This window comes from Spirosoma horti (assembly GCF_054776595.1).
Genome location: NZ_BAAHBQ010000008.1, coordinates 361,898 through 388,198, shown reverse-complemented (window position 1 = coordinate 388,198; position 26,301 = coordinate 361,898). Strand labels below are relative to the sequence as shown.

The following is a 26,301-nucleotide window of genomic DNA, read 5'->3' as shown; positions in this document are numbered from 1 at the left end:
TCTATTCCTCTTTACTCATGTCCAGATGTATGTTCTGAATAAGGTCAACAAGCTCCTTAACATGTGAATTTCTGGCATCGAGAATAATTGACAAAAAGATCAATCCTCTTTCACCGTCGGCAAGCTTCGTGTCGAATTTGAGCATATACGGCGGAACATCTCCATAGAACCAACTGGTAAACTTCCGAGCGCGCGCCTTTTGACGGCCATCGGAACTGTCACAGATGAAAATAATTACCTGATCTTTAGTACGAAAGAAATCATAAAAGATCGTTCGAATAGTCGGTTCAGTTAGCGGATCTGCAGGAATGCGTCGCCCGAGTGGATTATCCGCTACCGCAATCACCATTTCATAGGCATCAACAGAATGTTCGATGTAACTATCAAACATATAGCTGGACGGTACGAATCTAATTTCATACCGTATTGTGTCATAAGTTGAAAAAGAATAAGTGTTATGCTCTCCTGCAACAAATTCAAATTCATAGCTATTTGCTACCCCTTCGCTTGGCATTTTTTTTCTCCAATCGTTCAAAGACAGCCCGGTATTCAGGGTCTGTTTGGTAACGCTCCCGCGCTTCTCGCTGTACCTGCTCCTTCACCTCCACAAGCTTGCGGACTATTTCGCGGGCGGTCATAGGTTTGGCTGGCGTTTCCATTGTAGTTAGTGATTTTGGACAACTGAAAGACAATAAAGTATCGGCTAAGAAACAAATTTTTCAGGCAAACTAGTTTTCACACGCATCAATACCCTCCATAAAACTTCCGAAGGCCCCACTCGATGGCGACCAGTGTTAGTATGACGAAGAATAACCAGCGCCAGTTGATGAGTTCGTTCATTTCTTCGGTGCTGGTCAGGCGGGCGGGGTGCGGGCGATTGGTTAGCGTACGAACGAGCTCATCCGTTTGACTGACGGTGTAGAACTGCCCGCCTGTCTGTTTGGCGAGCTGACGAAGCAGCCCATGATCGGCGGTTGTGTTGAGCGCTTCAAGTTGCAGGTCACGTACGACAAACTGCCCCGTCGACTGCTCCGCTTTGTTATCAACGGTTACGCTGGCCTTGAATCGATATGCGCCTTCGGGCAGACGGCTGATCTCGAAGCGGCTGTTTGCCTCTGTAGGCGTGTAATTATAGGAACGGGTCAGCCCTTTCTCATCGCTGATCTCAAGCCGAACCGGTTTATCATACAGCCGTTCGTAAATATCGTTGTACAGCTCCGTCTCGAAAATGACTTTTTCGCCCGCGACAAACTCATTTCGAATTGGGTAGACCCGAAGTTTACGGCGGTCTTCTTTTACCGAAATCAGTTGAATCACTTTCTGAATCAACTCATCAACTACCTCCTGTTTATCAGTTAGCGCGTATTCTTCCAGTCGCCACGACCACAGCCCCTCACCCGCCAGCACAGCCGTTTTGCGCGGGCTGGTCACATTTAAAGCCAATAGAGGTTTTGTGGTTCGGACGCTGCCTACCTGCTGCCAAAGCACGACTTCACTACCCGCCTGCAACCTGAACTCACCATATGGTACTGACATAGGCGGCAGTTTGGACAAAATAGCAAGCCTCTCCGGATCAAGATTGAGTTGCTTGAAGGCAGGATTGAATACGCCCGTCACTTTATCGCTCTGGTTCGGCTGGGCGTTTATCTGCATCACCGGGTTCGACGTATTGAACGGCCCCAACGATGATTGATTACCAAGTACAAACAGCACCGGTGTGTTTTTCGACAGGTATTTCTGAAGCAGTGAGCTTCCGACGCCCCCGTTGTCAGGAATCTGATGCAGGATTATCAGATCATAAGTCTTGTCGGCTGGTGGCGTCGCTTCGGCCGGGGTTCCGGTCAGGATACGCACATCGAGTTCGTAATTCTGGTTCTTTTCCAGAATATTCCGCAATGCTTTTACATCCGGGTGTGGCGTCAGCGCCAGCAAGAGCACTTTTTCTTTTCCATCAATAACGTCCAGATACACATCCTGACGGTTATTCCGCGTGCTGAATTCACCGGGTTGTGGGAGTACCTCCAGCACATAATGCTGAACCCCTTTTTGGGTAGCTGTAGTCTGGAAAGTCAGTTGGTTGAACGAATCACCCTGCCCGCCCACTTTACCGGAGAAGTTGATGGCCTGACGGCCCAGCTCTTTGCCATTCTGCCGCAAGACCACCGTAGCGCTGCGTCCCTGATAACCGTTACTAAGGACTTCGGCCTTCACGGGAAACTGGTTACCCAGATACGCGATCCGGTTGGCAATAATGCCCTTCAGTTGAATATCTTTCTTGGAAATCGTGTCACCCAGCCCAATCGTCTGCAACGCAAACGGGTACTGGCCAAACGTTGGCGAAAGGCCCTGATTGAAAATACCATCCGACACCAGTACAACATCGGTCAGGTTGCGCCCCTCATAATCGGATCGGATGCCCGAGAGCAGGCTCGACAAATCGGTTGTGCGATGCGTAAACGGAATCTGCGTTAGATCCGACTTACCCTCCTGATCTGTTGAGACAGAATCACCGAACGTATGAATGGACACATCCAATCCTTTCTCGGTCAATTGCTGCTGCAGCGTCTGTAAGCTTGCCAATGCCCTGGTGAGCGCTGGTCGGCCCGAAGCTGCTACCGATTCAGAGTTGTCGATGGCCAGCACAACTTTTGGTTTCTCGGTGAGTGTACGCAGGCTACGGATCAGCGGATTCAGCAATAAGAAGACCAGGAAACTGACAACGGCAAAGCGTAATGCTGCCAGCCCATAGGTGGTTCGTTTATCGAATCCGCCGGTAGCCGTGCCACTGCCCGCAAAACGGGGTAGCGGCTGATACATAGCAAACGCATACACTGCCCCTACGAGCAGGCAAACCAGAATCCACCAGGGAGAGGATTGAAAAATTACATCAGAACGCATTCGATAGTGAAGAATTATGAATGAAGAATAATGAATATAAAGTACACAATCGCATCGGCGAGTTTATTCTTCACCGCGCGGGCGGCCCCGTCATAATTCTCCATTAATCATTAAGTTAACATTCCTCCGTCCACTTGCAGCACCTGACCGGTGATGTAGCGGGAGAGGTCGGAGGCCAGGAAAACAGCACAATCGGCTACTTCTTCGGGTTGGCCTCCCCGTTTCATTGGAATTTGCTGTTTCCATTCATCAAGCGCCTTTTCGTTAATCTCGCCGGTCATTTCGGTCTCAATAAAGCCAGGTGCAATGGCATTGGAGCGGATGTTTCGCGAGCCCAGTTCAAGCGCAACGGACTTGGTAAAGCCAATGATTCCTGCTTTTGAGGCTGCGTAATTGGCCTGCCCCGCATTGCCCCGAATGCCCACGACCGATGTCAGGTTGATAATAGAACCCGACTTTGCTTTCATCATGGATTTAATGGCCGCTTTTGTGAGGTTAAAGACCGACTTTAGATTAACGTTAATTACGGTGTCCCATTGTTCTTCAGTCATGCGCATTAACAAGCCATCTTTTGTGATACCGGCATTGTTGATCAGCACGTCGAGTTTGCCGAAATCGGCCAGCACCTGGGCAATCAGATCGTCGGCGGCTTTATGGTCCGATGCATCGGAGCGGTAGCCTTTTACTTGTCCACCAAACGCCCGAAGTTCCTCTTCCAGTGCCTGGCCTTTCTCAACACTCGACAAGTAGGTAAAGGCCACACTGGCACCTTCCTGAGCAAATTTCTGTGCCATAGCCCGACCAATGCCGCGCGACGCTCCCGTAATCAGGGCAACTTTTCCTTTCAGTAAATCCATTATAAAGGGTAATAATTGATAGAAGACGAAGAATGAATAATGAACAAGCGACAAAACCCATTCTCCTCAATTTGTTAGGCTTACTCACATAATACTTTAGCCAAAATTAGTAGTTTGGTCTGAAAGGACAAGGTACGCATAGGTTTTGGTTTCGTGGATAAGCTGCGTTACTTTGTCAAAAATCAAGTACACCACCATGCGTCATTGTCTTCTTCTGGTACTCCTTCTCTCGTCGGTGTCTGCTACATGGGCACAGAAAATTTTCTCACACAACGATTATGCCAAAGCACGTCCGTTTGTGGAAGCCTATGAACAACGGGCCGACTTTATCGAAGCGGATGTCTGGCTACGGAATGGTAAACTGGTGGTTTCTCATGAGAAACCAGAAGAGTCTCCGCAAAAACCACCAACGCTCGACTCGCTGTATCTTCAACCCATTGTCCGTTTATTTCAGCAATATAAAGACAGACCTAGCGCAGATCGCGATTACACATTTTCGCTGGTCATCGACATAAAAGAAAACCCGGCCGAGGTGCTTCCGAAGCTCATGGCTATGCTACAGTCGAACCTGGTTTGCTTTAACCGAATGGCGAATGCCAAGGCCGTACAGGTGATCATCAGTGGAAGCCGTCCCAGAATTGACACCTACCTTGACTATTCCCTACTTCAGTTTGATGGTCGGCCCAGCGAAGTATATGATCAGGAAACACTCCAGCGCGTGGCCTTGATCAGTGACAATTTCCAATCCTATTCGCGTTGGGATGGCACCGGCGATATTTCCAATGAGGACCGGGACAAACTCAAACGAGTTATCAAACGAGCCCATAGCGACAATAAACCGTTTCGTTTCTGGGCGATCCCCGACACGCCCAACAGTTGGAAACAGTTACGAAAATTGGGCGTCGATATCATTAATACCGATAAAATAGCCGAAGCCGTCGGAGCAATCCGGTAAGAATACGTCTGCCGATAACACTGGTTATTAGGGTGCAACAGTAAACCTTTTGGCTTCTTTACTTTTAGGTTTACCAGCAGTTGTTCACTTCCTAAAACAGTCATCGGATGGATATTCCACAGATAAAAAAGGCGCCACTTACGTATGACGTAGCCATCGTAGGCTCGGGTGCAGGGGGCGGTATGGCCGCCTATATGCTTGCCAAAGCCGGAGCTAAAGTCATATTGCTCGAAGCAGGCGGCTATTATGATCCCGCTGACCCAAAATACATTACTCAGCTAAAATGGCCTTATGAGTCGCCCCGACGTGGCGCTAGTACGGCAGCCCGGTCTGGCGGAGACTTCGACGCGGCCTGGGGTGGCTGGGATATTGACGGAGAGCCCTACGCTACCAAATCAGGCACCGAATTTGGCTGGTTTCGGTCCAGAATGCTGGGGGGACGGACCAATCACTGGGGGCGTATCTCCATGCGCTTTGGCCCCGACGATTTCCGGCGTCGTTCCCTGTCGGGCGTTGGCGATGACTGGCCAATTGGTTATGATGATCTTAAACCCTATTACGATCAGGTAGACCGGCTTATTGGCGTGTTTGGCTCCGTGGAGAACTACCCTAATGAACCCGATGGTATTTTTCTGCCACCGCCCAAGCCACGCCTGCATGAGTTAATGATTCGGAAGGGTGCGCAGAGCATTGGTATTCCGGTGATTCCCTCCCGATTAAGCATTCTGACCAAGCCCATTAACAAAGACCGGGGCTCCTGTTTTTATTGCCACCAATGTAATCGGGGCTGTCAGGCTTATGCCGACTTTTCGGCTTCATCGGTTTTGTGCATCCCGGCCGTTAAAACGGGTAACGTAACTCTGATCAACGGTGCTATGGTGCGCGAGGTCCTGACCGATCCACAAACCGGACTGGCTACCGGCGTCAGTTACGTGAATAACCGAACCATGGAAGAAATAACGGTTCGGGCAAAAGCCGTTATGCTGGGCGCAAGCACCTGCGAATCAGCCCGGATTCTGCTTAACTCCAAATCTTCCCGTTTCCCAAATGGGCTGGCCAACAGCAGTGGCGTTGTCGGTAAATACCTAAACGATTCTACTGGCGCCAGCCGTTCCGGGTTCATTCCGGCGTTGATGGACCGTAAACGCTACAACGAAGATGGCGTTGGTGGCATGCACGTATTTACGCCCTGGTGGCTCGATAACAAGAAGTTAGATTTCCCCCGAGGGTATCATATCGAGTACGGTGGTGGCATGGGCATGCCTGGCTACGGCTTTGGAAGTGGTATCGAATCCATGAATAACCTGGTGCCAGGACGGGATGGCAAAATGAAAACGGGTGGCGGTTACGGAGCCAGCCTGAAAGATGACTACCGCCGGTTTTATGGTGCCTACATCAGCATGTCGGGCCGGGGTGAGCCGGTTCCTCTCGAAACCAATTATTGCGAGATTGATCCCAATACGGTTGATAAATACGGCATTCCAACCCTGCGTTTCCACTACAAATGGTCGGACTACGAGGTGAAGCAAGCCAAACACATGCAGGATACTTTCGAAGAAATTATTCATTCAATGGGTGGCATTGCGTTGGGTCCAAAACCAGGTCCCAATACGGCGCATGGCTATGGCCTAGCCGCACCCGGCCGAATTATTCACGAAGTAGGCACCGTTCGTATGGGGAACGACCCGCAAAAGTCAGCTCTTAACAAGTATCAGCAGGCGCACGATGTGAAAAATCTGTTCGTCGTTGATGCCGCTCCTTTTGTTACACAGGGAGATAAAAACGTAACCTGGACCATCCTGGCCAGTGCCATGCGTACGTCACAATACTACATTGATCAGGTGAAGCAGAAGAGCCTGTAGTACAGGCATTTTGTCCACATTACAAACAAAAGCGGCCTGACTTTAACAGTCAGGCCGCTTTTTATATCGACTACTTAAATCTATTCGACAGCTACTTCAGGCTTTTTCACCGTAATGGTCAGCACTTCGCCTTCGCCACTATAGTCGGCCAGAATCACATCGCCCTCTTTCAATTCGCCTTTCAGAATCTCTTCTGCGACGGGATCTTCGAGGTAGCGCTGGATGGCACGGCTTAGCGGACGAGCACCATATTGTGGATCATAACCTTTCTCTGCCAGGAAGTCTTTCGCCTTCTCCGTCAACTCAACAGTGTAGCCAAGGTTGGTAACCCGGCCCAGCAGCTTGCCTAACATCAGGTCGATGATTTTGTGAATATCTTCGCGAAGCAGCGAGTTAAACACAATCACATCGTCGAGACGGTTCAGGAACTCGGGCGAGAATGCTTTCCGAAGCGCACTTTGTATCGTGCTCTTCATCAGTTCATCCTGGCTTTCAGCACTTTTCTTGGTCGCGAAACCAATACCGGCACCGAAGTCTTTCAAGTCACGAACCCCAATGTTAGAGGTCATGATGATGATCGTGTTCCGGAAATCAACCCGACGGCCCAGGCCATCTGTCAGGATACCATCGTCAAGCACCTGCAACAGAATGTTGAACACATCCGGGTGCGCTTTTTCGATTTCGTCCAGCAAGACAACACTATATGGCTTCCGGCGAATTTTTTCGGTCAACTGACCACCTTCTTCGTAACCAACGTAGCCTGGAGGGGCTCCAACTAACCGGCTTACACTGAATTTCTCCATGTATTCCGACATGTCGATCCGTACCAGCGCATCGTCTTTATCGAAGAGATAAGTCGCTAACACTTTGGCCAGCTCCGTCTTACCAACACCCGTTGGGCCCAGGAAGATGAACGAACCGATTGGTTTTTTGGGATCTTTCAGACCGACGCGCGTCCGTTGGATGGCTTTCACCAGCTTGTCGATGGCCGACTGCTGACCAATAACCCGGCCTTTCAGTTCTTCGCCCATGTTGACAAGTTTCTTGCCTTCATCGTTCGATACGCTTGTGACCGGAATACCCGTCATCATCGCTACGACTTCGGCAACGTTTTCTTCGTTGACGGTGTAACGGCGTTTTTTGGTATCTTCTTCCCACAATTGTTTCGCGCGGTCGAGTTGGTCGATCAGGCGTTTTTCCTTATCGCGTAGCTGAGCCGCTTCTTCGTACTTCTGGCTCTTAACAACCTGGTTTTTCTCCTTCTTGATATTCTCGATTTGCTCTTCGAGCTTCAGAATATCTTCGGGAACCGTGATGTTCGAGATGTGTACACGAGCGCCTACTTCGTCCATCACGTCGATGGCTTTGTCGGGCAGGAAGCGATCCGAGATGTACCGTTCCGATAATTTCACCGCTGCCTCGATGGCTTCTTTGGTGTAGTTAACGTGGTGGTGATCTTCGTATTTATCCTTGATGTTATTCAGGATTTCGATAGTCTCATCGATTGACGTTGCATCGACCATCACCATCTGGAAACGACGGGCCAACGCGCCGTCTTTCTCGATGTACTGGCGATACTCATCGAGGGTCGTCGCACCGATACATTGAATGTCGCCCCGCGCTAATGCTGGTTTGAACATGTTCGATGCATCTAGCGAACCAGACGCACCACCGGCGCCAACGATTGTGTGTAACTCATCGATGAACAGGATAACCTCCGGCGATTTTTCCAGCTCGTTCATCACGGCTTTCATGCGCTCTTCAAACTGGCCCCGGTATTTAGTACCAGCCACCAGCGAAGCAAGGTCAAGGGTTACAACGCGCTTACCAAATAATACCCGCGATACTTTCTTCTGCACGATGCGCAGGGCAAGACCTTCGGCAATGGCGGTTTTACCAACGCCAGGCTCACCAATCAGAATCGGGTTATTTTTCTTCCGGCGGCTCAGAATCTGAGCGACCCGTTCAATTTCTTTTTCGCGACCAACAATTGGATCGAGTTTGCCAACTTCGGCAAGCTTGGTCAGATCACGGCCGAAGTTATCCAGCACGGGCGTTCTCGATTTCTCGGTGCCTTTAGGATCTTTTCCTGAGCTGGAACTACTGCTGCCACCAAACATCCCCCGGTCATTGTCGTCATCGTCGGTATCGCTTGCCATAGTGGGGCGGCTTCCCGTTGATTGATATTCCAGCATCTCTTTAATGACTTCGTAATTAACATTAAACTTGTTGAGAATCTGCGTGGCGACATTGTCTTCATCGCGCAGAATCGACAGTAACAGGTGCTCCGTTCCAATGAGCGGGCTCTTAAAGATCTTCGCTTCCAGGTAGGTGATTTTCAGCGTTTTTTCCGACTGACGGGTCAGCGGGATATTCGCCAGATTTTTCACGTTATTGGTGGCTGTTCCTTTCGTTGCCTGTTCGATCGTAACCCGGAGTTCGTCGAGCGAGATGCCAAGTTTTTTCAGCAGCCCGACCGCCACACCCTCACCCTCACGAATCATACCCAGCAACAGGTGCTCTGTGCCGATATAATCGTGGCCTAAGCGCAAGGCTTCTTCCCGACTCAGCGTGATAACTTCCTTAACGCGGTTTGAGAATTTTGCTTCCATTCGTTTTAGGGTCTCCTTAGGTAACCGTACTATAGGCCTAACGAAGAGTTTTAAGGATTTGTTCACTCCCGAAGGCCAGCCAATAACACGTCCGAAGTGGCCGGTCCCTGGCAGAACAACAGGTCTATTATACTCAGGTTTGGTACAAATTCTTGGCCAAAATTCTGCGGGTAGACAACTGGTTGATGGAATACATACGTTTCCGGCTCATTTCGCGGATTTAACTTCGAGCGGGCGTCAAATAGGCCGACCGGCGGAGTTTTCTCGTACCATTCTGTCAGGTTCAGGTTTACCTTCAGAGGGATCAATTTCAGACAAATTGTCAGCAACTCAAGATTCAAATCAAACAAAAATGCCCATTTTTTTTGGTAAACAGGCTCAAAATCAAGCTCAAAGTATTCAAAAAAAGGGGCTTTGCCGTAAGCACCCTGTATACATCGCCAGTGCTGCTGCTGCCAGGGCTGGTCATTTGCCACCCGCAGATCACGAATTGGCTGATGGTGCGTCCCCTGTTGCACCGGTACCGTAAGGACGTCAACTTTATTTGCTGTCTGAACGTAGCAGCGATTTCTGTAACTTTGCTTCTGGTAATGCTCCTGGGCTTCAAGCTGCACCCGGTCAACCTGCATTAGCCCCGAAAAGAAGTCGATACAAGGTAGATAATGCAGATCAATGAGTAAATCTTGTCCCTGAAGCGCTGGTTGATCTGTTTTCAATAACGCTAACGTTCTATCCGTTCACAAGTAACGCAAAAAAGCGATACTTTCAACTGAGTTTAGTATTTTTTTAATTTCCTGGCAAACGGGCCTTTTGTCTTACGTTCGCCCTATATTCGTCAAATGATCTTTTTTCGACTGCTATCGCGTTTGCCACTTCCTGTATTATATGGCATTTCCGATGTTTTGTCTTTTCTCCTGCTGCACGTAATTCGCTATCGCAGAGCCGTTATCCTGGAAAATCTCAGACTTTCTTTCCCCGAGAAATCGCCAGATGAGATTAAACACATTGCCCGGGGCTTCTACCGAAATTTAGCTGATCTGATCGTCGAAACCATTAAACAGCCCCGTTTAAACCCCGAGTTTTTTCAGAAGCACATTCACTTTCCAAACATCGATCTGATCCAGTCGAGAATCTTAGCCGGCCAAACCATTATCGGCATGAGTTCGCACCAGGCCAACTGGGAATGGATTCCGGCAGCACTGGTCCTCAGCAAGATGCCCGTCGATAGTATCTATAAACCCCTGACCAACCCATTTTTCGAGAAGCTAATGATTCACATCCGGTCGCACTTGGGGCCGGTTCCCACGCCCATGAATCTATTGCCTCGTCAAATGGTCATGCGCAAGCATATTCCCCGTATTATTGGCCTCATCTCCGACCAGGTGCCCGATGTGCCTGAACAAGCCTACTGGACTGATTTTTTACACCGGGACTCTCCTTTCTATCCTGGCTCCGAGCGACTGGCCCGGAGTCGAAAACTAGCCGTTTTCTTCTTCGACATCGTTCGTGTGCGCCGGAGCTACTACGAAGTAACCTTCCGGCTCATTGCCGAACCCCCTTACGAGAATTTGCCTTTGGGCGCCATTATGGAAGGCTATCGGGATGTGCTGGAAGCCTCCATTCGCCGAAATCCGTCCGACTGGTTATGGTCGCACAAGCGCTGGAAACATTGGCGGGGCAAATATGCCAGTGTGAGCGCTAAGCTGGAATAAAAAACAAGCTATTTATCAAAGCCAACCGATCTCCCACAAGTGACGGATTGGCTTTGATTCGTTTTAGCCAGTTCTATAACGTATCCCGGCGAGCTTTTTCGGCACGCGCTGAATCCCGTTTGGCTTTCAACTTATCCCCTTCCGTAACGATGGCACTTTCAGCCTTGTCCAATCCTTTATTGACCGTACTGCCTACTTTCTTGGCTCCCTTGCTCACAGCCTCATCAGCTACTTTGGCCTTTTCCTTGATTGATTGACCCGTTTCCGAAGCGGCATTGCCAACACTCTGGCCCGCATTTTTCAAATCTTCTTTTACACGCGCTTTCCGTTCGGCACGCTCCTGCTGCCGAATCTCCTTCTTGCTCAACGCTGTTGTGTCTTGGGCATAGGCACCAACACAAAGCAGCAACGCCAGTGCAAACGCACTCATTAGTTTATTTTTCATGTCTATTTTTTCGTAATGACCAGGTTGTATAGTTTCTTTCAGGCCCTGAGATGACGGGCTGAAGGTCTGCTTTTCTAACGAACCGATTCTTCGTTTTGTTTTCTAAAAACTACTCAATGGGCTCACGATCAGCGACTCTATCTTTTGTAGATAATACGCAACAGAACGAACATTTATCTTTACCCTTACGTTTTCAAAACAAACGGGTTAGGTACCGGAAATTGCTTTTTCTGTACCTTTGTCCGGTCAAACGGCCCAGCCGATACTTGTATGCTCGATTCGTTGCTTTCACCTTCTCTGCCAGCGGTAACCGGTACGCCGGAACGCTCTGATTCCGCAGTTCTTTACACGCCTTCCCTTACTCAGTACATTCGCCGACGGACCAGCACGGTTACGATTGGGGATGTGCCAATGGGCTCCGATTACCCCATTCGTGTTCAGTCGATGACGACCGTAGACACGATGGATACGCAAGGTTCTATCGAACAGACGATTCGGATGATCGAAGCAGGTTGTGAATACGTGCGCATTACGGCACCAAGCGTAAAGGAGGCCCAGAATCTGGAAAATATACGAAAAGGGTTGCGGGCCAGGGGCTACACGACACCGCTGGTAGCCGATATTCACTTTACGCCCAATGCCGCCGAACTGGCCGCCCGCATTGTCGAAAAGGTCCGGATCAATCCCGGAAACTATGCCGACCGGAAACGCTTTGAATTCATCGACTATACCGATGACGCGTATGCCGCTGAACTCGAGCGGATCCGGGCCAAGTTTCTGCCGCTTGTTCGTATTTGTAAAGACTACGGGACGGCCATGCGGATTGGCACCAACCACGGCTCCCTTTCCGACCGGATTCTGAGTCGCTATGGCGATACACCCGTTGGCATGGTTGAGTCGGCGCTGGAGTTTCTCCGTATCTGCGAGGCCGAGAATTATTACAACATTACGCTGTCCATGAAATCGAGCAACCCACAGGTCATGGTCCAGGCCTACCGGTTGCTGGTACAACGTCTGGACGAAGAGGGCCTCAAACCGTATCCGCTGCATCTGGGCGTGACCGAAGCGGGCGAAGCCGAAGACGGCCGGATTAAATCCGCACTGGGCATTGGCACACTCCTCGAAGATGGCATTGGCGATACGGTCCGTGTATCCCTGACCGAAGAACCCGAACGGGAAGCGCCCGTAGCCAGGGCGCTGATTGATCGGTATACCAACCGGGCGGCCAGCAGTACACTCATTCCGGCCATCACGAAGTATCCAATCAATCCGTTTCAATACAGCCGCCGGATCACCCATGAAGTGGTCAATTTCGGTGGTCAGAATGTGCCGCGTGTCATTGCCGATTTCAGTCAGGTACCGGTTACAGACGTCAATGTTCTCCACCCGATCGGTCATTTTTACTTGCCCGAACCCGACAAATGGCGGATGAACGACCTTGGGGCCGATTACATCTACACAGGATCGATGCCCGCTCAGTTCATGTTGCCTAACGGGCTGAAACAGATTCTGGATTACGCGGCCTGGCAAACCCTGTCGGACCAGGTCAATACGTTTCCGGTCTTAACCACTGAGGAGTATATGTCGGCGCGCATGAGTCAGGCGACCTTGCAGGCCCGTTTAAATTTTGTTCGGGTATCGTTGCCGGAGCTATCGGATAATTTAGTCAACACGCTGACGAATGATACAACGGTGGTGCTGCTCGTTTCGACCGGGAATGCCCACGCCATGCCGGAGCTGCGTCGGTTAATTGTCGAGTTGATGAACCGCGCCATCACAACGCCCGTTGTTGTTATAAGGAGCTATGCTGACATTCCGGAAGAGGACTTGCCCCTTTATGCGGCTACAGATGTGGGCGGTCTGCTCATTGACGGATTGGGCGATGGCATTATGTTGTCGAGCACCGATACATCCGTCGATGCCTTAAAACGGCTGAACAGTTTGTCCTTCGGTATCCTGCAGGCGGCCCGCACGCGCATCACCAAAACGGAGTACATATCCTGCCCATCCTGTGGCCGGACCTTATTTGATTTACAGGAAACAACGGCCAGAATACGCCAGCGTACCGATCACCTGAAAGGGGTTAAAATCGGCATTATGGGCTGTATCGTGAATGGGCCGGGTGAAATGGCGGATGCCGACTATGGTTATGTCGGTATTGGCCGTGATAAGATTGCGCTTTACCGAGGCCAGGATGTTATCAAAAAATCGGTTCCTGCCGACCGTGCCGTTGACGAACTAATTGAGCTGATTCGGGAAGATAGCCGGTGGCTGGAGCCTCCGCTAGAAACTGTATAATCTGTTTCCAGTTTTGGGCTTACGGTTGACTACCTGCCTGGAAAATAATACCAGCATCAACCAAATGCAGACCAAAACCAAAAACCAAACTACTGTGAACAAATTCATCGATTACCTAAAAATAGGTCCCGTTTTCGCTTACTTTCTTCGGGTATTCCGTAAACCAGATCCAAGCCATCCGACCAGTACGAACCTGCGGATGATGCACGGCATCAATCGAATTTCGATACTGATGTTTCTGATGGCGATTATTGTTTACACTGTTCGTCACTGTGTTCGATGAATACCGAAACCCTGCGCGACTATTGTATTGGTAAACCCGGGGCCACGGAGTCGTTTCCATTTGGTGGCGACGCCTTGGTCTTTAAGATAGGCGGTAAGATGTTTGCGTTGTTGGCGACCGAAAGTCAGCCAACAACGATTAACCTGAAATGTGATCCGGAGCGAGCTGTTCAACTACGGGAAGAACATAATGCCGTAACGCCCGGTTACCACATGAACAAGACGCATTGGAACACAATCACCCTAAATGGGCACGTTCGAACGGCCGATATTCAGGAGTGGATCGATCATTCGTACGAGCTCGTTAGAAAGAGTTTACCGAAGGCCATTAGAGACGAACTAATCTAAGCTACTTACTTGCTCAGATTCACCTGAACGATTAATTTAGCAAAGCAGGAAGAAAATCAGATTGGGTTATGGAAGTTGTACTGTTAAGTCTACTGTTTGTGATGTATCTGACTATCCGGTATTTCCTGATGGACCATGACACCTCTGCCGACAAAGACCGAAAACGATTTCAGAAGGGAATAGACCTGGTGGAGAAACGACAGTTCATCGAAGCACATCGGTACTTCGATGAGGTTATCCGGCAACACCCCAAGTCAGCGCTTGCCTATGCTTACCGAGGGAAATGTCAGCTGGTACAGGAGAATTATTATTCGGCCATTTATGATTTAACCCAGGCCATCAATCGGGATAATACCCTGGCTGATTGCTATCTGGACCGGGGCATCGCTTATTATTATACCGAAGAACACCAACAGGCATTTCGGGAATTTGACAAGGCAGTCTGGCATTTTCGGGATGAAAAACCCGACGCCTATCGCTGGAGGGCTCTAGCCCGCATTCAGGTTCGTCAGTTACCCCAGGCAGAAAATGACCTCCGCCGGGCGGTTTCTCTCGGCGACGAAAATTCATTTCATCTGCTCCTTCAACCGCCTTTCACCAGGCCGGTGTATCAAAAATAGTTTGTGGTTTGAAGTTCGTAGCCGACCATCGATCGATTAACTACGAACTTCAAACCACAAACTATTTCAGTTTCCCCATCTGCTCAACGTTCCGGCGGGTATCCAGCCGACTTGCCTGCGCCAGTTCCATCGATTTCTGGGCAGCTTTCTGAGCATCGGCCATTTTGCCACCCCGACGATAGGCTTCGGCTAGCTCAAAATACAGGTCAGCCTGCTCTTTAGGCCCTGGTTTCAACGCAAGCCCTTTGTTTACCCACTTCACCACCGTTGGCGCATCCACAGCGTCGGGGCTTGACCGGTTGAACAAGCGGGAAATGTACATGTATTCGGGTACCGTCAACTGGTTTGTATTGACCTGATTGTCCATCCGTTCAACGGCTCTAGCCGTTTGACGAGCCCGAAAATACGCATTGACTTCCGGCAATAAAGTCCGGTTGGCCGCTACTTTCGGATCAACACCCATTTTAATCAGATCCTGCTTTACCTCTACGATTTTAGCAATCGGGAATTGTGCTCCACGCCCACTAAACAAAGACGACATGAGTATATTTTCAGCGACCTGAAATGTTTGCTCGGCCCCATATGCTTTCCGGTACGTATCCAGGTGACCAAGCATGTACTGAAACATCGGATTTTCAAAGTCCAGCACCAGCTTTTGTAGCGCTAACCAGTTAGTTTGGTTAGCGTAAGTGGCTGGCGATTGCTGGCGGGCATACTCATTCATGGCCGCCATATTAGCTACCGTATCTTTCGTAACACGGGCATACATCGCATAGTCGATCAGAAAATTCGCCGACCGCTCGCCCTGCTGATACCGTGATTTCATAGTCTGACTCCGTGCCTGCGGGTCCAGCGCATTGGTCCCGTGCCGGATCACTTCATCAGTCGTGTTATTACTCATGGCAAAGTGGACCAGGTTCTGCTGGGGGTCAAAATAGAGAAACAAGGGTAATGAGGGCACAAACAACCGGTGGCTATTCAGGAAGGCCTGCGTAGCGGGTAAACCAATATCCAGCTTGGTACTCAGAAACTTCGCATTGTAGAATTTACCAACCCGACCATCAGCAAGAGTCGGAATGAAGCTCTGACAGGTGTGGCAGGTAGGCGAGAAAATTTCAACGAATACGGGCTTACCGGCACGACGAGCTTCCTGAAATACACTCGCAATGGGAGTCGTTTTAAATTGAATACCAGCCTTTTGGGCGAGCGCAACATTAGCTACCAGAAGTAGCAGAAATATTTTCTTCATAAATAAGGACAGTCGTTACGAATATGTCTTAGCAAATCAACGACCAATATTATCAGGCTGGTATCTGCTATTGCTGCTGCTGTTTTTGCTGTTTTATTTCCTCATCCAGTCGCTTGCTCAACACCTGGCAGGTTTTCTCAATGTCGTCAGCCATACGCTGATCGCCGGTTGCATTAAGGGCCGTATCCGCAATACCACTCATTATTTCGATCATGAACCGCTTCATATCGATAACCTCCATGTCCTTTGTCCAGAGGTCAATTTTAAGCGTACTGTTGTGATAATGATCCCAAAGAGAAATGGCAATAGCCCGTGTATCGCTGAGTCCTTCGTTTGGATTATCGGTGGCTTCCCAATATATTTTTTCGGGGATATTCTGGCTGTCTAATTCAACCGAAAAATGGATGTCTGATTTTTTCATAGGGACAAAAATACATAGTGCGGGCGGAAACCCGTAATCTGAAGCTGAACAAACATTCATCCTCGTCACTACGAAAAACGACATTTTAGGTATTTTCGTCCCAAACTAGTCGTCATTATGTACACCCTTTATGCCATTCCCAACTGCGATACAGTAAAGAAAGCCCGTGTCTGGCTGGCTGAACACAAGATAACGTATCAATTCCACGATTATAAAAAAGCGGGTATCGACCAGAAAACGATTGAACGCTGGTTGATGCAAAAGCCGTGGGAGGAGTTAGTGAACCGGGCAGGAACGACCTGGAAAAAGCTGCCGGATGAGGAGAAACCCACCAACGCGGCAGGCGCTATATCGTTGATGATCGAAAAGCCCTCCGTTATTCGTCGTCCGCTCATCGAATTGGATGAAAAAATAGTTACGCTTGGCTTCCATGCACCTGCCTATGAGGAAACGTTTTCTAGTTAAGCTAGGGTTATTTCCAAAATAGTTATTATCACAATGGCAACCCGAACGCTGGATTCACCGGAAGCTGTACGTTTTTTGGTCGATTCATTTTATGAAAAAGTACAGGTCGACTCGCTCATTGGCCCCATTTTTACCGATGTAGCACAGGTCGACTGGTCGAAACATTTACCCAAAATGTATGCGTTTTGGGAATCTCTGATCTTAGGCAACAACGCCTATGATGGTCATCCGTTTCGCCCGCATCTGATCGTCAATCAAAAACACACGCTGACCATCGAGCATTTCGAACGGTGGCTCCAGTTGTTTTCAGCTACACTGTCTGAAAATTTTACGGGCGAAGCGGCAGACCAGGTACGCCAGCGGGCCACGCAAATAGCGCTGGTCTGGAACAACAAGCTTGAGTATATCAATAACGACTCCTTTATGGAAGGGTAATAACTGCGAAGCACGGCTTGATGGCCGTGCTTCGTTCTATTGCTTCGAAAATACCTTCTTCAGAATATCAGTCACCCGGGCAGCGGGGTTTTCCCGAATTTTTTGTTCTTCCTGCGCGACCAGGATAAATAGGCCATCGACGGCTTTGTTGGTCGCGTATTGGGTCAGGTCGGGGTTTACTTTCTGCACAAATGGCACTTTATTGTACGTGTTGACCAGTTCGCTGTAATACTTGGTCGCGTTGTTTTTCTTGAGCGTACTGTCAATGATGGGCGTAAACTCGGTCACGAGTTGCTGGCCCGATGTCCGGCGCAGGTACTGGGTGGCCGCATCGTTCTGGCCCCGCAAAATACCGACCGCATCCTGAATCGTCATCGACGTGATGGCTTTGATAAATACCGGTTTCGCCTTTTTGGCCGCATCTTCGGCAGCCCGGTTCAGCGACAGTTCGAACTGATCGACTTGCTTGCTCAACCCTATTTGACGGAGTGTCGAAGCTACTTTTTGTGCTTCGGGCGGGAAGGCAATCTTGAGTAGCGGGTTTTTAAAATAACCGTTCAGCGCCGATGCCTGATCGGAGCCCTTACTGATCCCAATTTGAAGGGCTTCTTTCAAACCCGTGGCAATGTCACTGCTGCTCAGCCCGCCCGATGTACCAGCCGATGCATTTGTAACGGCTTTGAGCACTTTACCGAATATACCTCCCGATGATTGCTGCGGGCCAGCTTTCGTTCCGGTCGAGTCCTGAGCGAAACCACGTTGGCTAATAACAAGAGCCAGCAAGGCGGCTACGAAAACTTTTTTATTCATCATAGGATTGAATTAATCAGGTTGCCATTTCATAACCGTCAATGGCCCTAAATCGTTTTTTCGTACTTTTGACAGCACCGAATGGAGAAAGTAAAGTGGACACTAAAAATTTGTTGTGATACATTGACCACTCGATCCCACAAATGTCACGCTTTGCCTAATTCTTTCTTTACTACTCAGTCAACATGACTAACTCCGTCCGCGCCGAAGTAATTACCATTGGCGACGAAATATTGTTTGGGCAAATCACCGACACGAACACTGCCTGGATTGGAACCGAATTAACAAACATCGGTATTCGTGTGGTTCGTAAAACATCGGTTGGCGATCAGGCCGATGCCATTCTGGAAAGCCTCCACGAAGCGCATCAGCGCGCCGATATCATTATTATTACCGGTGGTCTGGGACCGACCAAAGACGATATCACAAAAAAAACGCTCTGTACGTATTTTGGTGTCGGCATGGTGCGCAACGAAACGGCCCTGGCGCTGGTAACGGGTTCCTTTGAGAAACGAGGCCGTGAAATGACTGACCTTAACCGCGCTCAGGCCGACTTACCCGCCAATGCGGTCTATATACAGAACGACTGGGGCACGGCCCCCGGCATGTGGTTCGAGCACGACCAGCGCGTTTATGTGTCGCTGCCGGGTGTACCGTTCGAGATGAAACACCTCATGGCGAACCGAATTTTACCGAAGCTGACGGAACACTTCAAAACGCCCATTATCAAGCACAAAATGATTCGAACCGTCGGTATTGGCGAATCTTTTCTGGCCGAGCGCATCGAAGCCTGGGAGGATGCCCTACCCGATCATATCAAGCTGGCGTATTTACCCAGTTTTGGCGGAGTGAAATTACGGCTAACAGCCACCGGCGACGACAATACCCGACTGGATCAGGAGTTAGCCGAGCAGGTAGCCCGCGTAATGCCTCTTATCCAGAAAAACGTTTATGGCTTTGACAACGACGAACTGGAAACGGTGGTGGGTTCGTTACTTATCGAAAAGAAACTAACACTTGCTGCTGCCGAAAGCTGTACGGGTGGCTACCTGTCGGCCCAAATCACAAAAGTAGCTGGCTCATCGGCTTATTTCTGGGGCAGCGTCGTTAGCTATAACAACAGCGTTAAAGTAGCTCAACTTGGGGTAAAACCCGAAACGTTGGAACAGCACGGGGCCGTCAGCGAAGAGACCATCCGGCAAATGGCGGAGGGTGTTCGTCAAGCGCTGGGTACCCACATCGGCATTGCCACAAGCGGCATTGCTGGCCCCGGTGGCGGCACACCCGAAAAACCCGTCGGCACGGTCTGGATTGCCTGCGCCACCGACCAGCGAACCGTTACCAGACTACTCAAACTGGGCCAGTACCGCGATCAAAACATTCAACTGACCACAACATATCTCTTAAATATGCTGCGGGAAGAACTACTTAATTATAAATGATGAATGATGACTGATTGAATGCGATACTGCGCATTTATCATTTATCATTCATAATCGCACCGGCGAACCGGTCATCATGCCAAAATGACACTTATCGACATGGTCATGCCCAAAATGGGCGAAAGTATAATGGAATGTACGGTAATTACCTGGCTCAAACAGCCGGGCGATCGTATTGAAACCGATGAATCGGTACTGGAAGTAGCCACGGATAAAGTGGATACCGAAGTGCCAGCTTCGCACAATGGCATTTTAAAGGAAATCCTGGTCAACGATGGCGACGTTGTTGCTGTCGGTGCACCCATTGCCCGAATCGAGGTTGACGAGGCCATCACCCAGGACGCGAATTCAGGCGGGACACCACCGGTAGAACAGCCAGCCAATGCCGATCAGACGCCTGTAGGCGTAGGCGATGTAGCCAACGTTCCGGCTCCTCAGGAACCCGACGAATTGGAAGCATCTGCGGCTGCCCACGATCTGGAGGCTAGCATTATGGCCATGAGTACCCGGCCAGCGTTCGCGGAAAAGGCTGTAGCCACCTCGGCTACTACACTGGCGGGTGATACACCCGTTTTCGACAATCGTTTTTATTCTCCCCTGGTTCTGAATATTGCCAAAGAAGAGAGCGTTTCGCGCGACGAGCTTGACCGTATTCCGGGTTCGGGTGCCGAGAACAGAGTTACGAAAAAAGACATTCTTGCGTACGTAATTGATCGGGCTGAAGGCCGACTTCAACCTGCGAAGTCCGTTGAACGACAACTAGAGTACCACTCCTCGTCGGCTGCTCAATCCGCGCCAGTGCCCCAGCCAACTGGCCCAACACAGCCAGCCAAGTCAACAAATGGCTCGATGAATGGCCAGGCCGATATTATTCAGATGGACCGGATGCGGAAAATGATTGCGCAACGGATGGTAGAGTCGAAGCAGATTTCTCCTCACGTGAGTTCGTTCGTTGAAGCTGATTTGACGCCCGTGGTGGAGTGGCGGACGAAGGTAAAAGACAAGTTTAAGCAGCAAACCGGCGAAAACCTGACCTACACACCCATTCTGGTCGAGTCCATTGTGAAGGCGATTAAAGATTTTCCACTAATCAATGTATCCGTCGAAGGAGATAAGATCATCGTCAAAAAAGCCATTAACATCGGGATGGCAGTCGCGTTGCCAAGTGGTAACCTGATCGTCCCCGTCATTCATGATGCCGACCAGTACAACCTCACGGGCCTGACCAAGAAAGTCAACGACTTGACCAAACGCGCCCGCGAGAATAAACTCACTGCCGACGATTTGGCCGGGGGGACCTACACGATCTCGAACATTGGCACCTTCGGCAACTTGATGGGAACACCCATTATTGTCCAGCCACAGGTTGCGATTATGGCGTTTGGCGCCATCGTCAAAAAACCCGCTGTCATTGAAACACCACAGGGCGACTTTATCGGCATTCGGCAGTTGATGTTCCTGTCTCACTCTTATGATCACCGCGTTGTCGATGGTTCATTAGGCGGACAGTTCGTGCGTCGTGTAGCCGATTATCTGGAGCAGTTTAAACCAGGATTTTTATGAGTTGACTGTTAAACGATGATTTTACCATTCCCCTTGCTCAAAAAGCAGTAGCGGACCAAACAACAGAAACAAAAAATCCTAGCGGGGCCGCTCAGGCGGTCAGACAATTATGAAACAACGCATTGCCATTGACATGGATGATGTCATGGCCGATACGCACGCCAAATTTATTCAATTGTATCTGGAAGGTGAAACGCCCCGGTACACACTTGATGAACTGAAAAAGAAATCGTTTCACGAGCTATTCGACGAAAACGAATATAAAGTAATCTCCGAACGGGTTTATGAACCAGGTTTCTTTCGGGATATTCCGGTCATGGATGGCGCCAAGGAGGTCATTGCCGAACTGATGCAGAAGTATGACGTTTTTGTGGCATCGGCGGCTCAGGAATTTCCCAACTCCCTGCGCGAAAAATGGGACTGGCTTCAGGAACACTTCCCTGAAATCACCTGGCATAACTACATTTTCCTGGGCGACAAAAGCGTGCTCAACACGGATTACCTGATCGATGACTTGCCGCGAAATCTGCACACGTTCCAGGGAGAAGGTCTACTTTTCGATGCGCTCCACAACCGTGACGACAAACAATTCCGGCGCATGAAGACCTGGCAGGATATCGCTGACCATTTATTGTAGTACTAAACAACCTGATTTTCACTCGTCAGACATAAAAAAAGCGCCGATTAATCGGCGCTTTTTTTATGTCTGACGGGCCATTAAGCTTCTACCTCTTTTTCGACTTCAACTTCAACAAGTCGATCATGTCCTACTTCATGTTGAGCCTTCTTCGCTTCGGCGGATGGTCTTAACCGCACGATGTGCAGTTTATGCAATAGGCCAATAACGGGAAAGGTAGGATCGAACTCGAACCATTTAGCGCCAAAATTAGCGGCATTTGGCCGTTTGTGGTGGTTGTTCTGGAACAGTTCGCCCATCATAACCACATCTAGGATCAGGGAATTCTTCGATTGATCCTGATTGTCGAAGTTCGAATAGCCATACTTGTGACCACTCCAGTTGATGATAGCGCCATGCACGGGTCCCATAACGAAGTGCACAGGCAACAAGAAGAAGAATGCCCAGTGCATGTCTAAATAAATAAACGCAAAGACGTAGAACAGGCTATACAGAACAGCCCAGCCAGCGCGTGACGCCCAGGAATCCCCTACTTTTTCGATGAAGCTCCATTCAGGATAGTTCCGGTCAAACTGCCGTTCGATGGGTTGCTTCCGGTGAAGAACGGCGTTATAAATGTCTTTTGTCTTCCACATCATGGTGAAAATATTTTTGGTATGATGCGGAGAGTGAGGGTCTCTTTCTGTGTCGCTGAAGGCGTGGTGCATCCGGTGTAGCACCGCATAAGCCCGTGGGCTCAAATACGACGAACCTTGCGATACGTAGGTTAAGGCATAGAAAAACCGCTCCCAGAATTTGCTCATCGAGAACATTTTATGAGCCGAATAGCGGTGCAGGAAGAACGTTTGGCAGAACAATGACAAATACCAGTGTCCAATGAACGCGGCCAGTACAATCACAATGATGACTATTAAAGGGTGAAGATTACTGTAACATAAGAATACTCCTACAAAACTAACGAAATTTAAGGCGCTTTGGCTTGCCTTCCTTAAATAATACTTTAATTAATTTGTAGTCGTTGCGTATTGTAACAGGTTGGCACCCATGCGCAATGCCTGCTGACGAACGGGTTCAGGGTCATTATATACACTCTGATCTTCCCAGCCGTTGCCCAGATCGCATTCGTAGCTGTAAAAACACACCAATCGCCCCTGATAGATGAGGCCAAAACCTTGCGGTGCTTTCGCATCGTGTTCGTGTACTTTGGGTAATCCGCTGGCAAACTTAAATTTTTGCTGGTAGACAGGATGGTTGAATGGCAACTCGATAAAATTAAGTTCGGGGAACACCTTCTTCATCTCCCGGCGAATAAACTTGTCGAGCCCATAGTTATCATCGATATGCAGAAAGCCTCCCGACATTAAATACTTGCGTAGGTTCTGGACATCGCCATCACTGAACGTCACATTCCCGTGGCCAGTCATGTGTACAAACGGGTAACCGAAAATATCAGGGCTGCCTGGTTCAACAATGTCCTCCTCCGGGAAGATGTTCATGCGTAGATTGGCGTTGGCAAACTTGATCAGGTTTGGCAACGAGGTCTTGTTCGCGTACCAGTCGCCCCCACCATTGTATTTCAGCTTGGCAATCTTGTACGCATACTGCGCATACGTACTGGACAAGGTAAGAACCAACACGAGTCCTATCAGTAGCATGCGGGTGAAAGCCGTTCTCATAAGTTAAATCAGGATACTAGTAAAACGAAGACAGAGCCGGTTTTGGTTTTCCAGAAACCAACAATCTGACTATTCTTCATGAATCATGCCGGACTGTTTTATTTCAGGTTAAAGCTGACTGTAACTCGGCCTAAAAAACCATTAATATACGAAGTAAGGCATATTTATCGGCTGGCCAGACACCAATTACACAATAGCGGACTCAGGAAATCACTCAAATTACTGCATAATCGTCGATTCGTACCGCTCCCATAGCCTAGTCACTCCTTACGTTTGCTATGGTCTTAGCGGCCTCGGCTCCTCTCCTGACCGTTTCTGGACATCTGAAGTGGATGCAACAAAGGAGTAGTCCATGGCCATAAGCTGGATGAAGCCGGCGTTACTGTAACCACTGTTTGCGACAAGGGCATAATCCACAATTTCAGGCCGCTGAATGGCCTGACCCCATTGCTCCAGGTACGTTCACTCTTTGTTCAGGCAGCAGCCGAGTTGAAAACCCTCAGCTAGCCAAAACCAATGCGTAATCATTAAATCGCGTCATTCTACCACCTTAATTCTCACTTATATGACACGCTCAACAACCGAAGGTATTGATGCCCAATCAACTGTTGCTGTAAAAAATATTGTCCTCGTCCACGGAACCTGGGCCGATGGGTCAAGTTGGTCAAAAGTTATTCCATTGCTGGCAGCCGAAGGCCTTCAGGTTATCGCCGTGCAAATTCCGCTTACTTCGCTGGCCGACGATGTGGCGGCTACGAAGCGGGCTATCGAGCTGCAGGACGGTCCTGTTTTGCTGGTTGGGCATTCGTGGGGCGGGGTGGTTATTACCGAAGCCGGAAATCATGAGAAGGTTGCCGGGCTCGTTTATGTAGCCGCAGCCGCGCCAAACGAAGGACAATCGTTTTTGGAACTGGTCCAAACGGCGCCCTCAACACCGGGTAACGATGAAATCAGGCCGGATGCATACGGTTTTGTCAGCATGTCGCCCAAAGGAATTTTTGAGGATTTTGCGCAGGACTTACCGGAGTCGGAACAAAAATTGATTCTGGCCACGCAGGGCCCTCAGGCCTTTCCGGCGCTTAAAGAAAAAGTTTCCAAGGCGGCCTGGAAAACAAAACCCTCCTGGTATATTGTGGCCAGCAATGATCGAATGATCAACCCCGATCTGGAACGATCGCTGGCTAAAAAACTCAAGGCAACCACCACAGAGCTTAAAACCAGTCATGTAGCCATGCTGGCGCAACCGGAGCAGGTGGCGGCTGTCATTATCGACGCAGTCCGTACATTAAGTTCGAAGTAGCCTTTCCTGAAAGATATCTTACCCCATTCAATCATCTCTGTTCGTTACGCTTTACCTATCTACACAAGTAGAAACCAGGCGAAACACACAGGGAGAAAAACAGTTTAACCCAAAAATCCAACAGGTATGGAAAACCGAATTTTAGGCCTTCATCACATCACAGCCATTGCCAATGACGCCCGTCGTAACTATGATTTTTATACCAGCGTACTGGGCTTACGAATGGTGAAAAAGACGGTTAATTTTGATGATCCCGGCACCTATCATTTCTACTATGGCAATGAAGAAGGGACTCCCGGAACGATTCTGACCTTTTTCCCCTGGGAAGGAATTGGACCCGGAAAAACCGGAGTTGGCATGGCTACGGAAATAGGCTATTCAGTCCCCAATGGTAGTCTTGATTTCTGGGCGGATCGATTGAAACATAGCTCCGTCCGGGTTGGCGAACAGACCGAGCGGTTTGGCGAACAATTTCTGCCGTTTACCGACCCCGACGGCCTGAACATTGCCCTCATTGTTCCGCAAAAAGAAGACAGCCGAATAGCCTGGGAAACAGAAAGCATAAAGCAGGATACAGCTACAAAAGGATTTCACAGTGTTACACTAACTCTCAGCGACATAGAAAAAACAGCGGGTATACTGACCGATATCTTCGGCTATTCGCTGGTAGCTCAGGAAGGAAATCGCTACCGGTTTGCCACGGATGCCGTCGAGAATGCGGCTATTGTGGATTTGCTGGCATCACCCAATGGTCCTACAGGCCGCAATGCCGCCGGAACGAATCACCATGTAGCGTTTCGGGTAGCCAATGATACGATTCAGATGGAATATCGTGAAAAAGTGCTGAGCAAAGGGTTACAGATAACGCCCAAAATAGACCGCGATTACTTCTTTTCTCTCTATTTTCGGGAACCAGGGGGCGTGCTTTTTGAAATCGCCAGGGACAACCCTGGCTTTACCGTAGATGAACCGCTGGCGGAATTGGGAACCCATTTGCAACTACCGGATCAATACGAATCGTCAAGAGCAAAAATCGAAAAATCGTTACCTTCATTAACGCTTTAGTCGCTTACTTACGTTAACGATGACAGACATACGGCTGGAACTTAATGAGAAGAAACACGGTGCCTTCAACTTATACGAAGATGGGGTTCGGATTGGCGAAATGGCCGTCAGTATTTCCGGCCCTGCCCTCACGGTCTATCATACCGAAGTTGATCCGGCGCAGGAAGGGAAGGGATTCGCCCGGCAGTTATTGGAGAGAATGGTCGCTTATGCTCGGGAAAATGGATTAAAGGTTATTCCCTTATGTCCTTATGTGCATGCGCAGTTTCGGCATCATCCCGAGGTTTATACAGACATCTGGCAACAGCCGGATTAGTACATCAGTTAAAGAATCACTTATTTCTATTTC

Annotated in this window: 27 protein-coding genes; 15 read left to right on the top strand and 12 right to left on the bottom strand. The window is 49.4% G+C overall.

Features of this window, described 5'->3' with window-relative positions:
• Position 1 precedes the first annotated feature (1 nt).
• The 4 genes from ACYVAM_RS25335 to fabG all read right to left on the bottom strand — a co-directional run bounded on the left by ACYVAM_RS25335 (position 2) and on the right by fabG (position 3,755).
• Positions 2-514 carry a DUF6169 family protein gene (locus ACYVAM_RS25335; RefSeq protein WP_461072310.1) on the bottom strand — a complete coding sequence of 171 codons (513 nt, stop codon included), beginning with the start codon at positions 512-514 and terminating at the stop codon, positions 2-4.
• Entirely contained in the window at positions 489-659 is a 171-nt protein-coding gene (locus tag ACYVAM_RS25330; protein ID WP_461072308.1) for a hypothetical protein, read from the bottom strand. Before ACYVAM_RS25330 ends, ACYVAM_RS25335 begins: the two co-directional genes overlap by 26 nt.
• Positions 660-744: 85 nt before the next feature.
• Complete coding sequence (locus tag ACYVAM_RS25325; RefSeq protein ID WP_461072306.1) at positions 745-2,898, bottom strand: vWA domain-containing protein; 2,154 nt, start codon at positions 2,896-2,898, stop codon at positions 745-747.
• Positions 2,899-3,008: 110 nt separating this feature from the next.
• On the bottom strand, positions 3,009-3,755 hold the full coding sequence (gene fabG, locus ACYVAM_RS25320) for a 3-oxoacyl-[acyl-carrier-protein] reductase (RefSeq protein WP_461072304.1): 747 nt from the start codon (positions 3,753-3,755) through the stop codon (positions 3,009-3,011).
• A 196-nt stretch (positions 3,756-3,951) separates the two neighbouring features.
• Between fabG and ACYVAM_RS25315 the strand changes: the two genes are divergently transcribed.
• Both ACYVAM_RS25315 and ACYVAM_RS25310 read left to right on the top strand, forming a co-directional pair.
• Complete coding sequence (locus ACYVAM_RS25315; protein WP_461072302.1) at positions 3,952-4,710, top strand: phosphatidylinositol-specific phospholipase C/glycerophosphodiester phosphodiesterase family protein; 759 nt, start codon at positions 3,952-3,954, stop codon at positions 4,708-4,710.
• A gap of 107 nt (positions 4,711-4,817) precedes the next feature.
• A complete protein-coding gene (locus ACYVAM_RS25310) occupies positions 4,818-6,572 on the top strand; it encodes a GMC oxidoreductase (RefSeq protein WP_461072300.1) in 1,755 nt (584 codons plus the stop codon).
• Between the two features lie 80 nt (positions 6,573-6,652).
• Here ACYVAM_RS25310 and ACYVAM_RS25305 read toward each other — a convergent pair whose 3' ends face one another.
• Positions 6,653-9,184, bottom strand: a complete 2,532-nt coding sequence (locus ACYVAM_RS25305; RefSeq protein WP_461072298.1) for an ATP-dependent Clp protease ATP-binding subunit — start codon at positions 9,182-9,184, stop codon at positions 6,653-6,655.
• Positions 9,185-9,246: 62 nt separating this feature from the next.
• Complete coding sequence (locus tag ACYVAM_RS25300) at positions 9,247-9,900, bottom strand: WbqC family protein (protein WP_461072296.1); 654 nt, start codon at positions 9,898-9,900, stop codon at positions 9,247-9,249.
• Positions 9,901-10,023: 123 nt separating this feature from the next.
• Here ACYVAM_RS25300 and ACYVAM_RS25295 point away from each other — a divergent pair, with 123 nt between their 5' ends.
• Positions 10,024-10,896 carry a lysophospholipid acyltransferase family protein gene (locus ACYVAM_RS25295; RefSeq protein ID WP_461072294.1) on the top strand — a complete coding sequence of 291 codons (873 nt, stop codon included), beginning with the start codon at positions 10,024-10,026 and terminating at the stop codon, positions 10,894-10,896.
• Positions 10,897-10,969: 73 nt separating this feature from the next.
• Here ACYVAM_RS25295 and ACYVAM_RS25290 read toward each other — a convergent pair whose 3' ends face one another.
• A complete protein-coding gene (locus ACYVAM_RS25290; protein ID WP_461072292.1) occupies positions 10,970-11,341 on the bottom strand; it encodes a hypothetical protein in 372 nt (123 codons plus the stop codon).
• A gap of 270 nt (positions 11,342-11,611) precedes the next feature.
• Between ACYVAM_RS25290 and ispG the strand changes: the two genes are divergently transcribed.
• From ispG to ACYVAM_RS25270, 4 genes are all read left to right on the top strand, one after another.
• On the top strand, positions 11,612-13,639 hold the full coding sequence (gene ispG / locus ACYVAM_RS25285) for a (E)-4-hydroxy-3-methylbut-2-enyl-diphosphate synthase (RefSeq protein ID WP_461072290.1): 2,028 nt from the start codon (positions 11,612-11,614) through the stop codon (positions 13,637-13,639).
• Between the two features lie 94 nt (positions 13,640-13,733).
• Positions 13,734-13,922, top strand: coding sequence for a DUF6728 family protein (locus ACYVAM_RS25280; RefSeq protein ID WP_461072288.1), 189 nt, complete (start codon positions 13,734-13,736; stop codon positions 13,920-13,922).
• Complete coding sequence (locus ACYVAM_RS25275) at positions 13,919-14,269, top strand: MmcQ/YjbR family DNA-binding protein (RefSeq protein WP_461072286.1); 351 nt, start codon at positions 13,919-13,921, stop codon at positions 14,267-14,269. Before ACYVAM_RS25280 ends, ACYVAM_RS25275 begins: the two co-directional genes overlap by 4 nt.
• Before the next feature lie 68 nt (positions 14,270-14,337).
• The gene (locus tag ACYVAM_RS25270; protein WP_461072284.1) at positions 14,338-14,889 is read left to right on the top strand and encodes a tetratricopeptide repeat protein; all 552 of its coding nucleotides are present in this window, start codon (positions 14,338-14,340) and stop codon (positions 14,887-14,889) included.
• 61 nt (positions 14,890-14,950) lie between these two features.
• On the opposite strand, the gene ACYVAM_RS25265 is transcribed toward ACYVAM_RS25270, so the two are convergent.
• Together ACYVAM_RS25265 and gldC are read right to left on the bottom strand one after the other, a co-directional pair.
• Positions 14,951-16,138 carry a thioredoxin domain-containing protein gene (locus tag ACYVAM_RS25265; RefSeq protein ID WP_461072282.1) on the bottom strand — a complete coding sequence of 396 codons (1,188 nt, stop codon included), beginning with the start codon at positions 16,136-16,138 and terminating at the stop codon, positions 14,951-14,953.
• A 67-nt stretch (positions 16,139-16,205) separates the two neighbouring features.
• Entirely contained in the window at positions 16,206-16,559 is a 354-nt protein-coding gene (gene gldC / locus ACYVAM_RS25260; RefSeq protein WP_461072280.1) for a gliding motility protein GldC, read from the bottom strand.
• A gap of 117 nt (positions 16,560-16,676) precedes the next feature.
• Here gldC and ACYVAM_RS25255 point away from each other — a divergent pair, with 117 nt between their 5' ends.
• Both ACYVAM_RS25255 and ACYVAM_RS25250 read left to right on the top strand, forming a co-directional pair.
• Entirely contained in the window at positions 16,677-17,024 is a 348-nt protein-coding gene (locus tag ACYVAM_RS25255; protein ID WP_461072278.1) for an ArsC family reductase, read from the top strand.
• A 33-nt stretch (positions 17,025-17,057) separates the two neighbouring features.
• Positions 17,058-17,459, top strand: a complete 402-nt coding sequence (locus ACYVAM_RS25250; RefSeq protein ID WP_461072276.1) for a group III truncated hemoglobin — start codon at positions 17,058-17,060, stop codon at positions 17,457-17,459.
• Positions 17,460-17,495: 36 nt separating this feature from the next.
• On the opposite strand, the gene ACYVAM_RS25245 is transcribed toward ACYVAM_RS25250, so the two are convergent.
• On the bottom strand, positions 17,496-18,272 hold the full coding sequence (locus ACYVAM_RS25245; RefSeq protein WP_461072274.1) for a DUF4197 domain-containing protein: 777 nt from the start codon (positions 18,270-18,272) through the stop codon (positions 17,496-17,498).
• A 182-nt stretch (positions 18,273-18,454) separates the two neighbouring features.
• On the opposite strand from ACYVAM_RS25245, the gene ACYVAM_RS25240 reads away from it, so the two are divergent.
• The 3 genes from ACYVAM_RS25240 to ACYVAM_RS25230 all read left to right on the top strand — a co-directional run bounded on the left by ACYVAM_RS25240 (position 18,455) and on the right by ACYVAM_RS25230 (position 21,911).
• A complete protein-coding gene (locus ACYVAM_RS25240; RefSeq protein ID WP_461072272.1) occupies positions 18,455-19,711 on the top strand; it encodes a competence/damage-inducible protein A in 1,257 nt (418 codons plus the stop codon).
• 84 nt (positions 19,712-19,795) lie between these two features.
• Positions 19,796-21,274: a dihydrolipoamide acetyltransferase family protein gene (locus ACYVAM_RS25235; protein ID WP_461072270.1), complete on the top strand. Its 1,479-nt coding sequence runs from the start codon at positions 19,796-19,798 to the stop codon at positions 21,272-21,274.
• Between the two features lie 109 nt (positions 21,275-21,383).
• Entirely contained in the window at positions 21,384-21,911 is a 528-nt protein-coding gene (locus ACYVAM_RS25230) for a 5' nucleotidase, NT5C type (protein WP_461072268.1), read from the top strand.
• A gap of 80 nt (positions 21,912-21,991) precedes the next feature.
• Here ACYVAM_RS25230 and ACYVAM_RS25225 read toward each other — a convergent pair whose 3' ends face one another.
• A complete protein-coding gene (locus ACYVAM_RS25225) occupies positions 21,992-22,810 on the bottom strand; it encodes an acyl-CoA desaturase (protein WP_461072266.1) in 819 nt (272 codons plus the stop codon).
• Between the two features lie 105 nt (positions 22,811-22,915).
• The gene (locus ACYVAM_RS25220) at positions 22,916-23,566 is read right to left on the bottom strand and encodes a DUF4159 domain-containing protein (protein ID WP_461072383.1); all 651 of its coding nucleotides are present in this window, start codon (positions 23,564-23,566) and stop codon (positions 22,916-22,918) included.
• A gap of 586 nt (positions 23,567-24,152) precedes the next feature.
• Here ACYVAM_RS25220 and ACYVAM_RS25215 point away from each other — a divergent pair.
• The 3 genes from ACYVAM_RS25215 (at position 24,153) to ACYVAM_RS25205 (ending at position 26,268) form a co-directional block, all read left to right on the top strand.
• A complete protein-coding gene (locus ACYVAM_RS25215) occupies positions 24,153-24,887 on the top strand; it encodes an alpha/beta fold hydrolase (protein ID WP_461072264.1) in 735 nt (244 codons plus the stop codon).
• Positions 24,888-25,013: 126 nt separating this feature from the next.
• Positions 25,014-25,952 carry a ring-cleaving dioxygenase gene (locus tag ACYVAM_RS25210; protein WP_461072262.1) on the top strand — a complete coding sequence of 313 codons (939 nt, stop codon included), beginning with the start codon at positions 25,014-25,016 and terminating at the stop codon, positions 25,950-25,952.
• Positions 25,953-25,971: 19 nt separating this feature from the next.
• Positions 25,972-26,268, top strand: a complete 297-nt coding sequence (locus tag ACYVAM_RS25205; protein ID WP_461072260.1) for a GNAT family N-acetyltransferase — start codon at positions 25,972-25,974, stop codon at positions 26,266-26,268.
• Positions 26,269-26,301 lie beyond the last annotated feature (33 nt).

Coding starts and splice junctions, on each gene's coding strand:
- fabG (WP_461072304.1), bottom strand. CDS start 3,755: ATGGATTTACTGAAAGGAAAAGTTGCCCTGATTACGGGAGCGTCGCGC.
- ACYVAM_RS25240 (WP_461072272.1), top strand. CDS start 18,455: ATGACTAACTCCGTCCGCGCCGAAGTAATTACCATTGGCGACGAAATA.
- ACYVAM_RS25270 (WP_461072284.1), top strand. CDS start 14,338: ATGGAAGTTGTACTGTTAAGTCTACTGTTTGTGATGTATCTGACTATC.
- gldC (WP_461072280.1), bottom strand. CDS start 16,559: ATGAAAAAATCAGACATCCATTTTTCGGTTGAATTAGACAGCCAGAAT.
- ACYVAM_RS25250 (WP_461072276.1), top strand. CDS start 17,058: ATGGCAACCCGAACGCTGGATTCACCGGAAGCTGTACGTTTTTTGGTC.
- ACYVAM_RS25330 (WP_461072308.1), bottom strand. CDS start 659: ATGGAAACGCCAGCCAAACCTATGACCGCCCGCGAAATAGTCCGCAAG.
- ACYVAM_RS25325 (WP_461072306.1), bottom strand. CDS start 2,898: ATGCGTTCTGATGTAATTTTTCAATCCTCTCCCTGGTGGATTCTGGTT.
- ACYVAM_RS25210 (WP_461072262.1), top strand. CDS start 25,014: ATGGAAAACCGAATTTTAGGCCTTCATCACATCACAGCCATTGCCAAT.
- ACYVAM_RS25275 (WP_461072286.1), top strand. CDS start 13,919: ATGAATACCGAAACCCTGCGCGACTATTGTATTGGTAAACCCGGGGCC.
- ACYVAM_RS25305 (WP_461072298.1), bottom strand. CDS start 9,184: ATGGAAGCAAAATTCTCAAACCGCGTTAAGGAAGTTATCACGCTGAGT.
- ACYVAM_RS25290 (WP_461072292.1), bottom strand. CDS start 11,341: ATGAAAAATAAACTAATGAGTGCGTTTGCACTGGCGTTGCTGCTTTGT.
- ACYVAM_RS25265 (WP_461072282.1), bottom strand. CDS start 16,138: ATGAAGAAAATATTTCTGCTACTTCTGGTAGCTAATGTTGCGCTCGCC.
- ACYVAM_RS25315 (WP_461072302.1), top strand. CDS start 3,952: ATGCGTCATTGTCTTCTTCTGGTACTCCTTCTCTCGTCGGTGTCTGCT.
- ACYVAM_RS25310 (WP_461072300.1), top strand. CDS start 4,818: ATGGATATTCCACAGATAAAAAAGGCGCCACTTACGTATGACGTAGCC.
- ispG (WP_461072290.1), top strand. CDS start 11,612: ATGCTCGATTCGTTGCTTTCACCTTCTCTGCCAGCGGTAACCGGTACG.
- ACYVAM_RS25245 (WP_461072274.1), bottom strand. CDS start 18,272: ATGATGAATAAAAAAGTTTTCGTAGCCGCCTTGCTGGCTCTTGTTATT.
- ACYVAM_RS25335 (WP_461072310.1), bottom strand. CDS start 514: ATGCCAAGCGAAGGGGTAGCAAATAGCTATGAATTTGAATTTGTTGCA.
- ACYVAM_RS25255 (WP_461072278.1), top strand. CDS start 16,677: ATGTACACCCTTTATGCCATTCCCAACTGCGATACAGTAAAGAAAGCC.
- ACYVAM_RS25295 (WP_461072294.1), top strand. CDS start 10,024: ATGATCTTTTTTCGACTGCTATCGCGTTTGCCACTTCCTGTATTATAT.
- ACYVAM_RS25235 (WP_461072270.1), top strand. CDS start 19,796: ATGACACTTATCGACATGGTCATGCCCAAAATGGGCGAAAGTATAATG.
- ACYVAM_RS25205 (WP_461072260.1), top strand. CDS start 25,972: ATGACAGACATACGGCTGGAACTTAATGAGAAGAAACACGGTGCCTTC.
- ACYVAM_RS25215 (WP_461072264.1), top strand. CDS start 24,153: ATGACACGCTCAACAACCGAAGGTATTGATGCCCAATCAACTGTTGCT.
- ACYVAM_RS25230 (WP_461072268.1), top strand. CDS start 21,384: ATGAAACAACGCATTGCCATTGACATGGATGATGTCATGGCCGATACG.
- ACYVAM_RS25220 (WP_461072383.1), bottom strand. CDS start 23,566: ATGCTACTGATAGGACTCGTGTTGGTTCTTACCTTGTCCAGTACGTAT.